Source organism: Arthrobacter sp. NicSoilC5 (assembly GCF_019977395.1).
Lineage (GTDB): Bacteria > Actinomycetota > Actinomycetes > Actinomycetales > Micrococcaceae > Arthrobacter.
The window spans coordinates 4,535,619-4,549,222 of record NZ_AP024660.1 but is presented as its reverse complement, the minus strand read 5'-3'; the positions used below and the strand labels follow the sequence as shown (position 1 = coordinate 4,549,222).

Here is a 13,604-nt window from a genome sequence, read left to right as displayed (position 1 = left end):
ATGCGCCGGGGCGGAGCGGACGGCACCCAGGGGGCTGCGGTCAGTGCAGGAAGAGGACTTTGACCGCGGCCGCGGTGCCGGCGGCCCAGAGCATGGAGGTGAGGGTCCCGATGATGAAACGCTCAGCCGCCACCGGCGTCTCCTTCAGCTCCGCGAACCTACCCAGGCCCTTGATGGCAACGATGTAGGCGATGGCCACGGGCTGGCCGGTAAGGATGGCAAGGCACACCCCCAGCCGCTCCAGCACGCCGATGATGGCCCCGCCGCGCAGGATGCGCTGGCTGGGTGCGGCGGGTTCGGCTGCGGGACCGTTCGACGCCGGCCGGCCGGGAGTAGCGGTCAGCTCACGGTCCACCGCCTGGTTGCCTGCGCCGCCGGCAGCGTCACGAGCCGGGTCTGGGTCAGGAACCGGGTCTGCGCCCACCGCCGGCACGGTGCCTCCGCGCGGCCCCGGGGATGCAGGGGAAGGGTCATCGACGGTGACGTCAGCCGACGGGTCCTCTTCCGCCGCCCGGGCTTCCTCCGCGGCCTTGGCGGCATCTGCCTTGTCGTCGATGGTCCGGGCGAGCTTGAACACCAGCGCAGTGACCGGCCAGCCGGCAAAGCCCGCCACCAGCAAGGCCACTGCCACCCACAGTGCGGTCACGTGTCTCCTTCAATCCGGTCCGCCGGCTTTCGCTGCCCAGGCCCCTGCCGCTGCGCAGGCGCCTGCTGCTGTTGCTGCGCAGGGACATCCTTTTCGGCCTGGCCAACCCGGGAGTCGGCAAAACCAAGGAGCATGGACGCGGCCGGCCTGGCTGCCCATTCTTCCTGCCACCCGGAGCGAAGCACGGTACGGCTCACCGACTGCTCCGAAATTCCGAGTTCAAGCGCCACGTGCTTCTGGCTTCCGTGCCGGCCCTGGCCCTGGCCCCGCGCGCCCAGGCGGCGCAGGGCGTCCACCACCCGCCACTGCGCTTCCGTGCGGTCCTGGACAAGCCGGCCCAGCAGCCGGAGCACCGCCTCCGCATTGGCACAAGCCTGCACCCCCTCCGCTGCAGCGACACCTTTGGCCGCTTCCCCTGCCATGATGCCGGGCACCACCGACAACGGCACCTGGGAACCGGCGCCCTTGGCAAGCTCAACAGCCTTCCGCGCGGCAACAAAGGCCGTTCCGGTTCCTTCCCGGGGACTGGCGTGGGGCGGCAGGACCACGGTCCCAACGCCAATGCCTATGTACCAGTGGCCGCCGCGGAGCGCGTGCAGGGCTATCTCCACCACGGCGGAGGCGTCCCGGACCACTCCCTGGACTTCATCCCCTACGGAGCGCTCGAAGACCGGCTGTTCCGGGTTGGGCAGCTCAAGGCCGGCAAGCTGGTCCAGCAGGGCCGGTACACGGTCCTGGTCACCGGTACTTCCGCGCTGGTCGATGGTCATGACGAACATCTCTCAACCATAGGCGGTTGAGAGTGATCAATCAATCAGATTTGGCTGATTTTTGAAAGTCAACCGATATGGGGCGATTATCCGAACAGGTTGACCGGCTTGACGATGTCCGCGTAGATCAACAACGCGCTCATGCCCATCAACAGCGCCGCGACCACGTACGTGACGGGAAGCAGTTTGGCGATGTCGAAGGCCCCGGGATCCGGCCGCCCGCGCAGCTTTGCCACCCGGCGCCGGACGCCCTCGTACAGGGCGCCCGCAACGTGGCCGCCGTCAAGTGGGAGGAGCGGGACCAGGTTGAACACCGCAAGTGCGAAGTTCAGGCCGGCCAGCAGTCCGACGAGGGTTGCCACCCGGGACTGCATCGGCACGGCCTCCATGGCTGCCACCTCGCCTGCAACCCTGCCCACGCCAACCACGCTGATGGGCCCGTTGGGGTCGCGCGGCTCTTCGCTGAACGCAGCCTTGGCCACGCCCACCACGCGGGCAGGCAGGTTGAAGACAACACCGGCCACCTGGCGGATGTTCTCCCCCGCCATGGGCAGGACGGACGACGCCGGCTGGGGCACCAGCGCCGTCTGCGCGCCGATGCCAAGGAATCCGACGTCCTGGTACTGGAGGTTGCCGGCGGCGTCGGTGGCCTGGCGACCGTCGGTTCCCATGACCGGCCGGGCCGACAGGACGGGGGTCACGGTGGTGGATACCGGGTTGCCGTCCCGCTGCACCGTAATGGAGACTTCCTTGCCGGCGGAAGCGCGGATCCATTCCGTCAGCTGGTCCCACCTGGTGACAGGTTTGCCGTCGAAGGAGGTGATGGTGTCATTGGGCTTCAGGCCGGCCGCGGCGGCGGGCGTCGGCTGGCAGTCGGTGGAATCGGGGTCGACGGTCTGCCCTGCGGCTACCTGGCACTTGGAGACGTCGGAAATGGTGGTGGTGGCCGTCGCCACGCCGAAGCCCATCAGCAGAACGGCGGTGAGCAGCACGCCAAGGATCATGTTCATGGCCGGGCCGCCCAGCATCACGATGACCTTCTTCCAGACCGGCAGGCGGTAGAAGACCCGGTTTTCGTCGCCGGGCCCCACTTCCTCGTGGGCCATGGAACGGGCCTCGGTGGCCAGCGTCTGGAACATGCCGGTGCTCGAAGGCCGGACCGAGCCGTCCTCCTTGTTCGGCGGATACATGCCGATCATGGAGACGTAGCCGCCCAGCGGCACGGCCTTCACGCCGTATTCGGTTTCGCCCTTTCGGCGCGACCACAGTGTGGGGCCGAACCCGATCATGTACTTGGTGACGCGGACCTTGAAGAGCTTGGCGGGGACCAGGTGGCCCACTTCGTGGAGCGCAATGGACACGGCGATGCCAAGGGCGACGAAGACAACGCCGAGGATGAAAAGTAGGACAGGGGTCATGGAGGTGCTGCTGCTTCCTAGAGACTGCTGACTGCTAAACGTTCGTGGGCCCGGGCGCGTGCCCAGCTTTCAGCATCCAGCACGGATTCCACCGTCAGCCCGGAGGAACCTGAGTGTTCGCTGAGCACACTGTCCACGGTGTCGACGATGTCGGTGAAACGGATCCGGCCGGCATGGAACGCCGTGACCGCTTCCTCGTTGGCCGCATTGAAGACAGCAGGGTAGGTGCTCCCCTGCTTGGCGGCGTCCTTGGCCAGCCCGACGGCGGGAAAGGCATCCGTGTCCAGCGGTTCGAAGGTCCAGGTGGCGGCCTGGGTCCAGTCGCACGGGACGGCGGCGTTGGGCACGCGCGCCGGCCAGCCGAGCCCCAGGGCAATGGGCAGGCGCATGTCGGGCGGGGACGCCTGGGCGATGGTGGAGCCGTCCACGAACTGGACCATGGAATGGACCACGGACTGGGGGTGCACGACGACGTCGATCCGGTCCAGGGGAATGTCGAACAGCAGGTGGGCCTCGATGACTTCCAGGCCTTTGTTCACCAGGGTGGCCGAGTTGGTGGTGACCATGACGCCCATGTCCCAGGTGGGGTGGGCCAGGGCTTCCCGGGGGGTGACGGCGTGGAGCTCTTCCCGGCTCCTGCCCCGGAACGGTCCTCCTGAAGCTGTGAGGATGAGCTTGTCCACCTCATCGGCAGTGCCGGAGCGCAGGCATTGGGCGATGGCGGAGTGCTCCGAATCGACGGGGACGATCTGGCCTTCGCGGGCTGCGGCCTTGACCAGGCTGCCGCCTACGATCAGGGACTCCTTGTTGGCAAGGGCAAGGGTGGCCCCGGACTTGAGGGCCGCGAGCGTGGGTGCCAGGCCGATGGATCCGGTGATGCCGTTGAGCACCACGTCCGCCTCAATCGCGGCGATGCGGGCGGACGCGTCCGGGCCCGCCACGATCTCCGGCCGGTACCCCTGGCGGCCTGCCGCAGCGGCGGCGTCGCTGATCAGCGCCGCCAGCCGGGCAGGATCTCCGCCGGCAATCCCCACCGCCGCGGCGCCGGTGTGGACCGCCTGCTGCGCCAGGAGTTCCAGGTTGCCGCCCCCGGCACTGAGCGCCACCACCTCGAACAGGTGCGGGGCGCCGTCGACGACGTCAATCGCCTGGGTGCCGATGGAACCGGTGGATCCGAGGAGGACGATTCTGCGTGGCTGCATGGGTTAAGTATCCCGCACCCGTCCGGGCCCCTTTGACGCCCCTGGCCCTGCTCCGCCCGGGCCCGATGGTGCACCTTGACCCCCGCGTGACCGGGCGTAACGTGGAATCCGTGGACTGGCTGTGGTGGTTTGACGCGCCGGAATACGGGTTCGCCCGGCAGGTGCTGCAACGGGGTGTGGCGGCGCTGTATTTTGTTGCGTTCCTGTCAACGATGAACCAGTTCCCCGCCCTGCTCGGCGAGCGCGGCCTCCTCCCGGTGCCCGGGTTCCTGTCCGCGTTCCCCCGCTTTCGCCGGCCTACGCTGTTCCGCTGGCGGTACTCGGACGGGCTGCTGCGCGGAGTCTGCGCCGCAGGGCTGGTGGTGTCGGCGCTGCTGGTGGCCGGAATCCCGCAGCTGGGCCCGCCCTGGGTGCCGCTGCTTGCGTTCCTGGCCCTGTGGCTGCTGTACATGTCCATCGTGAACGTGGGCCAGACCTTCTACGGGTTCGGCTGGGAAATGCTGCTCCTGGAGGCGGGTTTCACGGTGGGCTTCCTGGGTTCCAACCAGACGGAGCCGCCCCGGACCATCCTGATCCTGACCGTGTGGCTGGTGTTCCGGCTGGAGTTCGGCGCGGGAATGATCAAGATCCGCGGCGGCAGGGAGTGGCGCGACCTGACCGCCCTGTACTACCACCACGAAACCCAGCCCATGCCCGGGCCGTTGAGCCGGCAGGCCCACCTGCTGCCCAGGCCGCTGCACCGGATCGAGGTGGTGGGCAACCACATCGCCCAGCTGGTGGTGCCGTTCCTGCTGTTCGCACCCCAGCCCGTGGCAAGCGTCGCGGCGGGAGTGGTGGTGGTGACCCAGCTGTGGCTGGTGGCCAGCGGCAACTTCGCCTGGCTGAACTGGATGGCGATCGTGCTGGCGTTCGCGGCGGTCAGCGACCCCGTGGCGCACGCCGTGATCCCCGCCATCCCCGCGGACTGGAATGCCGCCGCGGGTGCCCGGCCGGAAACCCCGCTGTGGTGGCTGGCCGTGACCTTGGCGGCGTCGGTCCTGCTGCTGGTGCTGAGCTACTGGCCGCTGCGGAACCTCTTCTCCCGCCGGCAGCTGATGAACGCCAGCTTCAACCGGTGGCAGCTGGTCAACGCCTACGGCGCGTTTGGCACGGTGACCAAGCAGCGCATCGAGATCGTGGTGGAGGGCACGCTGGACGAGGACCCCGGTGACAGTTCGGACTGGCGCGAGTACGGCTTCAAGGGCAAGCCGGGGGACGTGCGCCGGATTCCGCGGCAGTGGGCCCCGTACCACCTGCGGCTGGACTGGCTGATGTGGTTCCTGCCGCTGCGGACCGTGCACGAGGAATGGTTCTACGCCTTCCTGGGCAAGCTGCTGGCGGCGGACCGGCAGATGCTGCGGCTGCTGCGGAAGGACCCGTTCGACGGCGCCGCGCCACGCTGGGTGCGCGTGCGCAGTTTCCATTACCGCTTCGCCAGCCGGAAGGAGTTCCGGGAAACAGGGAACCGCTGGGTGCGGACGCTGCTGTATGAGCCGATCCCGGCCACGTCCCTCCGGCGGCCGGAGGGATGGCAACGGTAGTTATGCCTCCACGGCAGCGCGCCGGACGATCTCCTGGGCGTGCTTGAGGATGGGGCCGTCGATCATTTTGCCCTGGTACTTGAAGACCCCGGAGCCCGCCGACGCGGCAGCGTCCAGCAGGGCGGTGGCTGCGGCCACCTCATCGTCCGAGGGCGCATAGGCCTTGCGGACCACGGCTGCCTGGCTGGGATGGATGCAGGCCTTGGAGCTGAAGCCGGAGGCCACGGCGTCGGCCGCTTCAGCAGCCAGCCCGTCGAGGTCCGGGATGGTGGTGTACACGGCGTCCACTGCTTCCTTGCCGTGCGCCCGCGCTGCCAGGAGCACTGACGAGCGGGCGTGCAGGGCCACTGCCCGGTAGCCGCCGTCGTCCGTCCGGCTGGACGTGCCGCCCAGGGAAGCCAGCAGGTCCTCAGCCCCCCACATCAGGCCCACCACATTCGGCGCCGCGGCGATCGCCGGGGCGTTGAGGACGCCCACCGCCGTTTCGCACAGCGCAATGACCTGGTATCCCTCCAGCGCCTTGAGCTGGTCGGCCGATTCTGCCTTGGCCAGCATCACGGTGCGGTAGGGCGTGTGCGCCAGGCAGTGCAGGTCTTTTTCGAAGTCCTCGGTGCCCACGGGGTTGACCCTGACAATGGTGCAGCTGGGCTCAAGCTCGGGCTCCACGCCGGTGGTGCCCAGCTGGGCCAGGATGGCGCCGCGGGCCCGCTGCTTGTCTGCCGGCGCCACCGCGTCTTCGAGGTCCAGTATGACGGCGTCCGCGCGGGCGGCGGCCTTTTGGTAGCGCTCGGGACGGTCGGCGGGGCAGAAGAGCAGGGCGGGGCCCATCACAAAGGTCATAAGGCTATTCTCCGACGTTTTGGCTGCTCTGCGCGTTCTGATGTGCCTCCCGGGTCCACATCAGGCAACTGCGGGTGGCACGTGCCACCACGGCGCCGTCCTGGTTGCGGCCGGTGTGCTCCATGGTAACGATGCCCTGGCCCGGGCGTGAGGCCGAAAGCCTCCTGCCGGTGACGACTGTCTCCGTATACAGCGTGTCCCCGTGATACAGCGGGTGCGGGAAGGAAACGTCCGTCAGGCCCAGCTGGGCGATGATGGTCCCCTGGGTCAGCTGGGTGACGGACTGGCCCACCATGGTGGCCAGGGTGAACATGGAGTTCATGAGCCGCTGCCCAAAGGGCTGGCCGGCGCTCCAGGCGGCGTCCAGGTGCAGCGCCTGGGTGTTCATGGTCAGGGTGCTGAAGAGGACGTTGTCCGTCTCCGTCACCGTCCGGCCCGGACGGTGCGCATACACCAGGCCGTCCTCAAGTTCGTCGAAGTACAGCCCGCGCTGCTCGATGACCCGCCGGCCGCCGTCTTCCGTGGGTTTACGGTCCGCGGGGTTGCCGTCCGTGGGGTTGCTGCCGGTCATACGGTGAGTTCCCGGTCTTCCTCAAACAGGTCCGCACCGGTGGCGGCCACTACATCCTCCACGGAGACGTTGGGGGCCAGTTCGCTCAGGACCAGCCGCGATCCGCTGCCGTCCCGGACGACGTCGATGACGGCCAGGTCCGTGATGATCCGGTCCACGCAGCCCTTCCCGGTCAGCGGGAGCGAGCATTCCTGGACGATCTTGGGGTTGCCGTTGCGGTCGACGTGTTCCATCATCACGATCACGCGCTTGGCCCCGAACACCAGGTCCATGGCCCCGCCCATGCCCTTGACCATCTTTCCCGGGATCATCCAGTTGGCCAGGTCACCGTTGGCGGCCACCTCCATGGCGCCGAGCACGGCCACGTCAACGTGGCCGCCGCGGATCATGCCGAAGGACGTGGCCGAGTCGAAGAACGCCGCTCCCCTGTTGACGGTGACGGTCTCCTTGCCGGCGTTGATCAGGTCGGGATCGATGGCATCCTCTGTGGGGTAGGGCCCGACGCCGAGGATCCCGTTCTCGGAGTGCAGCACCACTTCCACGCCCGCCGGGATGTAGTTGGGGATCAGGGTGGGCATCCCGATGCCCAAATTCACGTACTGGCCGTTGCGGAGTTCCCTGGCTACGCGTGCCGCGAGTTCGTTGCGGGTCCAGCCTTTGGTTTCCGCCGATGTGGAGTCACCGGGGCCGGAATACTGCCGGGAACCGGCCCGCCGGTATTCCGGGCGTACGGCTTCGGGCCGGGGCGCTTCGGGGCTGTTGGGATCCATGGTCATGCTCCTGCCTGGTTGAGTGCCACCGTCCGCTTTTCGATCCGTTTTTCCCCGTCCTGGGCCAGGACCACCCGCTGGACGAAAATCCCGGGGGTGTGGATATGTTCGGGGTCCAGTTCGCCGGGCTCCACAAGTTCCTCCACCTCGGCGATGGTGATGCGCCCTGCCATGGCGCACAGCGGGTTGAAGTTCATGGCGGTGGCGTGGAAGACCAGGTTGCCGTGCCGGTCGCCCTTCCACGCGTGCACCAACCCGAAGTCAGGTGTGAGTGACTCTTCCAGGACGTAGTCCACTCCCCCGAAGGAGCGCACTTCCTTCGGGGCGGAAGCAACCGCGATCCCGCCGTTGGCGTCGTACTTCTGCGGCAGGCCGCCGTCGGACACCTGCGTGCCGACCCCTGCCTTGGTGTAGAACGCCGGAATCCCGGCCCCACCGGCCCGCAGTTTTTCCGCCAGCGTGCCCTGCGGGGTGAGCACCACCTCGAGCTCGCCGGCCAGGTACTGGCGGGCGAACTCCTTGTTCTCGCCAACGTAGGAGCTGATGGTGCGGCGGATGCGGCCGTCACGGAGCAGGATGCCGAGCCCCCAGTCATCCACGCCGCAGTTGTTGCTGACGGTTTCCAGCCCCGAGGTGCCGGCCCGGTGGAGGGCGTCGATCAGGGCCACCGGAATTCCGCAGAGCCCGAACCCGCCCACGGCCAGCGACGCGCCGTCGGGGATGTCCGCAACGGCTTGGTCTGCACTGGCAACAACCTTGTCAATCATCATTGATCCTTTCGGGCCGGCTAGAGTCCCAGTTCGCGGGCGATCAGCATCAGCTGGACCTCCGTGGTGCCCTCCCCCACTTCAAGGATCTTGGAGTCGCGGTAGTGGCGTGCCACGGTGAACTCGTTGATGAAGCCATAGCCGCCGAACACCTGGGTGGCATCCCGCGCATTGTCCATGGCCGCCTCGCCTGCGACCATCTTAGCGATGGCCGCCTGGGTCTTGAACGGCTTGCCGGCCAGCATCCTTGCGGCCGCGTCGTAGTAGGCCAGGCGGGCCGTGTGCGCCCGCGCTTCCATCCGGGCGATCTTGAACGAAATGGCCTGGTACTTGCCGATTTCGTGGCCGAACGCCCGGCGCTCGCGGGCGTATTTGACGGACAGGTCGACGCAGCCCTGGGCGGCACCGGTGGCCAGTGCGGCGATGGCGATCCGGCCCTCGTCCAGGATGGACAGGAAGTTGGCGTAGCCGCGCCCCTCGGCGCCCAGCAGGTTTTCCTCCGGCACCCGGACGTCCTTCAGGGTGAGGGGGTGGGTGTCCGAGGCGTTCCAGCCCACCTTGTTGTAGGGCTTTTCGGCCTTGAAGCCGGGTGTGTCGGTGGGTACCAGGATGGTGGAAATCTCTTTTTGGATGGACCCGTCTTCGCGCTCCTTTTGCCCGGTAACCGCCGTGACGGTGACCAACCGGGTGATGTCGGTTCCGGAGTTGGTGATGAACTCCTTGTTGCCGTTGATGACCCAGTGGCCGCCCTCCCGCCGGGCGTGGGTCTTGGTGCCGCCGGCGTCGGAGCCTGCTTCGGGTTCGGTGAGCCCGAACCCGGCGAGCGCCTGGCCGGACGCCAGCATGGGCAGCCATTCCTGTTTCTGTGCGTCCGTGCCGAACCGGTACACCGGCATGGCACCGAGGGACACGCCGGCCTCCAGGGTGATGGCGACGGACTGGTCCACACGGCCCAGCTGCTCCAGCGCGAGCGCCAGGGCAAAGTAGTCCCCGCCCATGCCGCCATACTCCTCCGGGAACGGCAGCCCGAACAGGCCCATCTCCGCCATCTGCTTCACCACTTCATAGGGGAAGCTGTGCTCTTCGTCGTGCTTGGCGGAGACCGGGGCCACCACGTTGTCCGCGAAGTCGCGAACGGTGTCGCTGAGGTCCTGGTATTCCTCGGTAAGTTCAAAACCGGTCATGGTCAGGCTCCTTCGCCTTGCTGGGTGTCTGTGTCTGTGTCTGTGTCTGCGTCTGTGCCGGTGTCCTTGGAAGCGGGTTCCGCGCCGGTGGGATGCGGGTGGATGGTGGCCAGGATCTGATCCGCCTTCACAAGGTCACCGGTGCGGGCGGTCAGGTGGACCGTTCCTGCAAGGGGGGCCACCAGGTGGTGCTCCATCTTCATGGCCTCCACGGATACCAGGACCTCCCCGGCCTCCACCGCATCCCCGTCGCTGACCGGGACGGCCACCACGGTTCCCGGCATCGGCGAGCGCACCTCGGGGTCGGCCGCACCTTCCTGGCGCTGCACGGCTGCCAGTACCCGTTCCAGCCGTGCTTCACGGGTCAGGAGTTCCAGCCGGCAGGACCAGCCGCCGTTGCCGAGGAAGAGCTGGAGCGGCTGCCCGGGCGGTACGGCCACCTGGTACTCCCGTGCCTCCCCGCCGAGGGTCAGGACTGCGCTGCCGTCCTCCGCCAGGCTCAGCGCCGCGGCCTGCCGGGCGCCGCCGTCGACAGCAACCACGGCAGCGTCCGTGCCGGTGGGGCTTCCGCTGACCTGCACTGTTGCCACACCGCCGTCGGGCGTTCCCAGGCTGATCCGGCGCGGCGCGGGCGCACCAAGGCGCCACCCGCTGCGGGCCTGCCACGGTCCGCCGGCCGGCGCGGGGTGGTCCTGCGCCTCCCGGGTGAGGGCGTACAGGGCGGCGGCCACCAGTTCGGGGGTGCCGACGCGCCGGAATTCCAGCGCCGGCTGCTTCCGTTCGATCAGCCCGGTGTCCAGGTGCCCGGCGCGGACGTCGGAATCGTTGACCAGGAGCCGCAGGTACTCGACGTTGGTCTCAATGCCCAGCGCCGTGTAGCCGGCCAGCGCCGCGTCGAGGGATTCCAGGGCCTCAGTGCGGTCCGTGCCCCAGGCGATCACCTTCGAGATCATGGGGTCGTAATTCGCGGAGAGCTCCAGGCCCTCCACCAGGGATGAATCCACCCGGACGCGGCTGTCCGTTGCGTCCGGCAGTTCGTCCAGCTGGAGGACCGTCCCGGTGGACGGGAGGAAGTTCTTCTCCGGCACCTCGGCGTAGACCCGCGCCTCCACCGCATGGCCGGAAAGGCTGACGTCACCCTGCCGGACGGTCAGCGGTTCACCGGAGGCGATCCGTACCTGCCATTCCACCAGGTCGATTCCGGTGACCATCTCCGTGACCGGGTGCTCCACCTGCAGCCGGGTGTTCATCTCCATGAAGAAGAACTCATCCGGCGCATTGTCCGAGACCAGGAACTCCACGGTTCCGGCCCCGGTGTAGTTCACGCTGCGGGCGGCGTTGCAGGCGGCCTCGCCGATCCGCGCACGGACGTCCGCGCCGTTGGGGAGGCTTTCCAGCAGGGGCGAAGGGGCTTCCTCGATGACTTTCTGGTGCCGCCGCTGCAGGGAACATTCGCGTTCGCCGAGGTGGATGACGTTGCCGTGGCCGTCCGCCAGCACCTGCACCTCGATATGCCGCGGTGTGGTCACCAGTCGCTCCAGGAACAGGGTGTCGTCCCCGAAAGCGGCTGCGGCAACACGCCGTGCGGTGGCCAGGGCGGCGGGCAGGTCCGCCTGCTTTTCGACGACGTGCATGCCTTTGCCGCCCCCGCCGGCAGAGGGCTTGATCAGGAGGGGATAGCCGACGGCGGCAGCAGCGTCCACCAGTTCGCTGTCCGTCATGCCGGGCCTGGCAACGCCGGGGACCACCGGCACGCCATACCCTGCCACGTGGTTCTTGGCGCGGATCTTGTCGCCCATGACGTTCAGGGCTTCCACGCCGGGACCGATGAAGGCAATGCCGGCTTTTTCGAGGGCACGGGCGAAGTCCGCATTTTCGCTCAGGAAGCCGTAACCGGGGTGGACCGCGTCAGCGCCTGACTGCCGGCACGCCGCCAGGATGGCGTCGATGCTGAGGTAGCTTTCGGTTGCCGCGGCGGGGCCAATGCGCACGGCAGTGTCAGCCTCGCGCACGTGGCGGGCGCCGGCGTCGGCATCGCTGTAGACGGCGACCGACCGGATTCCCAGGAGCCGCAGCGTGCGGATGACGCGGCACGCAATTTCACCACGGTTGGCCACCAGGACGGCGCTGAAGAGGGGCCTGGTGCCGGCTTCTCCGGCCTGGGCGCCGGTGGTGCCTTGGTGCATGGCGGTATTGGTCTGCATGGTCATTGCTGGCTCACATCCGGAAGAGGCCGAAGGAGGTCTCCGGCAAGGGGGTGCGGGAGACGACGTCAAGCGCCAGGCCCAGGACGGTGCGCGTATCGGCGGGGTCGATGACACCGTCGTCCCACAGCCGGGCGGTGGAGTAGTAGGGACTGCCCTGGTCCTCGTACTGCCGGCGGATGGGCGCTTTGAAGGCTTCCTCGTCCTCTGCCGCCCACTCCTCCCCCGCCGCTTCGTACTGGTCCCGCTTCACGGTGGCCAGTACGCCGGCCGCCTGGTTGCCGCCCATGACCGAGATCCGGGCAGCGGGCCACATCCACAGGAACCGCGGCGAGTAGGCACGGCCGCACATGGAGTAGTTGCCGGCGCCGAAGGAGCCGCCGATGACCACTGTCAGCTTGGGGACGCGGGCTGTGGCAACGGCGGTCACCATCTTGGCCCCGTTTTTGGCGATGCCGCCCTGCTCGGCGTCCCGGCCCACCATGAAGCCGGAGATGTTCTGCAGGAACAGCAGCGGGATGCCGCGCTGGTCGCACAGCTCAATGAAGTGCGCGCCCTTGAGGGAGGACTCGCTGAACAGCACGCCGTTGTTGGCCACGATGCCCACGGGGTGTCCATCGATCCGGGCGAATCCCGTGACCAGGGTGGTGCCGTAGTCCTTTTTGAACTCGTGGAATTTACTGCCGTCCACCAGGCGGGCGATGACTTCGTGGACGTCGTAAGGTGCGTTGACGTCCGTGGGCACGGCGCCGTAGAGCCCTTCCGGGTCCGCTGCCGGTTCGACGGCGGGTTCCACCTGCCAGGCCGGCGCGGCGGGAGGCGGCAGCGTGGCAACGATGTCCCTGATGATCTGGAGGGCATGTTCGTCGTTTTCGGCCAGGTGGTCCGTCACTCCGGAGACCCGGGAGTGCACCTCTCCGCCGCCCAGTTCCTCGGCGGTGACGATTTCCCCGATGGCTGCCTTTACCAGCGGCGGGCCGCCCAGGAAGATGGTGCCCTGGTTCCGGACAATGACGGTCTCGTCACTCATCGCGGGGACGTAGGCTCCGCCCGCCGTGCAGGAGCCCATGACGGCGGCGAGCTGCGGGATCTTGGCCGCCGAGAGTCGCGCCTGGTTGTAGAAGATCCGGCCGAAGTGCTCCTTGTCCGGGAACACCTCGTCCTGCTTGGGCAGGAAGGCGCCTCCCGAGTCCACCAGGTAGATGCAGGGCAGCCGGTTTTCCAACGCGATCTCCTGGGCGCGGAGGTGCTTCTTCACCGTCATGGGGTAATAGGTTCCGCCCTTGACGGTTGCGTCGTTGGAGATCACCAGGACGTGGCGGCCATGCACCAGGCCGATTCCGGCGATCACTCCTGCGCCGGGTGCGTCGTCACCGTACATCCCGTTGGCCGCAAGGGGCGCAATTTCCAGGAAGGGGCTGCCGTCATCCAGCAGTTGGTCGATCCGGTCCCGCGGCAGGAGCTTGCCCCGGGCCACGTGGCGGTCCCGCGACTTTTGGGGCCCGCCCAGCGCCGCATCCGCCAGCTTCTTCCGCAGCTCCCCGGCGAGCGAGAGCTGCTCTTCCCGGTTGGTGCGGAAGGACTCGCTTGCCGGGTCGAGCCGGGTGGCCAGGGTCTCCATCGACGTTCCGTCCTTGTGTGGGTCCGGGCGG

General features: G+C 68.0%; 12 protein-coding genes. 1 reads left to right on the top strand and 11 read right to left on the bottom strand.

Features of this window, described 5'->3' with window-relative positions:
• Positions 1-40: 40 nt before the first annotated feature.
• The 4 genes from LDO22_RS21085 to dxr all read right to left on the bottom strand — a co-directional run bounded on the left by LDO22_RS21085 (position 41) and on the right by dxr (position 4,036).
• Positions 41-646: a hypothetical protein gene (locus LDO22_RS21085; RefSeq protein WP_224025577.1), complete on the bottom strand. Its 606-nt coding sequence runs from the start codon at positions 644-646 to the stop codon at positions 41-43.
• Positions 643-1,425 carry a MarR family transcriptional regulator gene (locus LDO22_RS21080; RefSeq protein WP_224025576.1) on the bottom strand — a complete coding sequence of 261 codons (783 nt, stop codon included), beginning with the start codon at positions 1,423-1,425 and terminating at the stop codon, positions 643-645. Before LDO22_RS21080 ends, LDO22_RS21085 begins: the two co-directional genes overlap by 4 nt.
• Before the next feature lie 77 nt (positions 1,426-1,502).
• The gene (locus tag LDO22_RS21075; protein ID WP_224025575.1) at positions 1,503-2,834 is read right to left on the bottom strand and encodes a site-2 protease family protein; all 1,332 of its coding nucleotides are present in this window, start codon (positions 2,832-2,834) and stop codon (positions 1,503-1,505) included.
• Positions 2,835-2,851: 17 nt separating this feature from the next.
• Entirely contained in the window at positions 2,852-4,036 is a 1,185-nt protein-coding gene (gene dxr, locus LDO22_RS21070; protein ID WP_224025574.1) for a 1-deoxy-D-xylulose-5-phosphate reductoisomerase, read from the bottom strand.
• A 110-nt stretch (positions 4,037-4,146) separates the two neighbouring features.
• Here dxr and LDO22_RS21065 point away from each other — a divergent pair, with 110 nt between their 5' ends.
• Positions 4,147-5,616: a lipase maturation factor family protein gene (locus LDO22_RS21065; RefSeq protein ID WP_224027300.1), complete on the top strand. Its 1,470-nt coding sequence runs from the start codon at positions 4,147-4,149 to the stop codon at positions 5,614-5,616.
• Here LDO22_RS21065 and LDO22_RS21060 read toward each other — a convergent pair whose 3' ends face one another.
• Genes LDO22_RS21060 through LDO22_RS21030 form a run of 7 tightly spaced genes read right to left on the bottom strand, consistent with a single transcriptional unit; the run spans position 5,617 to position 13,573 of the window.
• A complete protein-coding gene (locus tag LDO22_RS21060; protein WP_159632372.1) occupies positions 5,617-6,456 on the bottom strand; it encodes a CoA ester lyase in 840 nt (279 codons plus the stop codon). It lies immediately after the preceding gene.
• Between the two features lie 4 nt (positions 6,457-6,460).
• Positions 6,461-7,027, bottom strand: a complete 567-nt coding sequence (locus LDO22_RS21055) for a MaoC family dehydratase (protein WP_224025573.1) — start codon at positions 7,025-7,027, stop codon at positions 6,461-6,463.
• Positions 7,024-7,797, bottom strand: coding sequence for a CoA transferase subunit B (locus LDO22_RS21050; RefSeq protein WP_224025572.1), 774 nt, complete (start codon positions 7,795-7,797; stop codon positions 7,024-7,026). Before LDO22_RS21050 ends, LDO22_RS21055 begins: the two co-directional genes overlap by 4 nt.
• 2 nt (positions 7,798-7,799) lie before the next feature.
• The gene (locus LDO22_RS21045; protein WP_224027299.1) at positions 7,800-8,564 is read right to left on the bottom strand and encodes a CoA transferase subunit A; all 765 of its coding nucleotides are present in this window, start codon (positions 8,562-8,564) and stop codon (positions 7,800-7,802) included.
• Between the two features lie 20 nt (positions 8,565-8,584).
• Complete coding sequence (locus LDO22_RS21040) at positions 8,585-9,748, bottom strand: acyl-CoA dehydrogenase family protein (RefSeq protein ID WP_224025571.1); 1,164 nt, start codon at positions 9,746-9,748, stop codon at positions 8,585-8,587.
• Between the two features lie 2 nt (positions 9,749-9,750).
• Positions 9,751-11,934, bottom strand: coding sequence for a biotin carboxylase N-terminal domain-containing protein (locus tag LDO22_RS21035; RefSeq protein WP_224027298.1), 2,184 nt, complete (start codon positions 11,932-11,934; stop codon positions 9,751-9,753).
• A 31-nt stretch (positions 11,935-11,965) separates the two neighbouring features.
• The gene (locus LDO22_RS21030; RefSeq protein WP_224025570.1) at positions 11,966-13,573 is read right to left on the bottom strand and encodes a carboxyl transferase domain-containing protein; all 1,608 of its coding nucleotides are present in this window, start codon (positions 13,571-13,573) and stop codon (positions 11,966-11,968) included.
• Between the last annotated feature and the right edge of the window lie 31 nt (positions 13,574-13,604).

Excerpts from the sequence above, each read along its gene's own strand:
- LDO22_RS21080 (WP_224025576.1), bottom strand. The coding sequence starts at position 1,425 with ATGTTCGTCATGACCATCGACCAGCGCGGAAGTACCGGTGACCAGGAC.
- LDO22_RS21075 (WP_224025575.1), bottom strand. The coding sequence starts at position 2,834 with ATGACCCCTGTCCTACTTTTCATCCTCGGCGTTGTCTTCGTCGCCCTT.
- dxr (WP_224025574.1), bottom strand. The coding sequence starts at position 4,036 with ATGCAGCCACGCAGAATCGTCCTCCTCGGATCCACCGGTTCCATCGGC.
- LDO22_RS21060 (WP_159632372.1), bottom strand. The coding sequence starts at position 6,456 with ATGACCTTTGTGATGGGCCCCGCCCTGCTCTTCTGCCCCGCCGACCGT.
- LDO22_RS21055 (WP_224025573.1), bottom strand. The coding sequence starts at position 7,027 with ATGACCGGCAGCAACCCCACGGACGGCAACCCCGCGGACCGTAAACCC.
- LDO22_RS21050 (WP_224025572.1), bottom strand. The coding sequence starts at position 7,797 with ATGGATCCCAACAGCCCCGAAGCGCCCCGGCCCGAAGCCGTACGCCCG.
- LDO22_RS21045 (WP_224027299.1), bottom strand. The coding sequence starts at position 8,564 with ATGATTGACAAGGTTGTTGCCAGTGCAGACCAAGCCGTTGCGGACATC.
- LDO22_RS21040 (WP_224025571.1), bottom strand. The coding sequence starts at position 9,748 with ATGACCGGTTTTGAACTTACCGAGGAATACCAGGACCTCAGCGACACC.
- LDO22_RS21035 (WP_224027298.1), bottom strand. The coding sequence starts at position 11,934 with ATGCACCAAGGCACCACCGGCGCCCAGGCCGGAGAAGCCGGCACCAGG.
- LDO22_RS21030 (WP_224025570.1), bottom strand. The coding sequence starts at position 13,573 with ATGGAGACCCTGGCCACCCGGCTCGACCCGGCAAGCGAGTCCTTCCGC.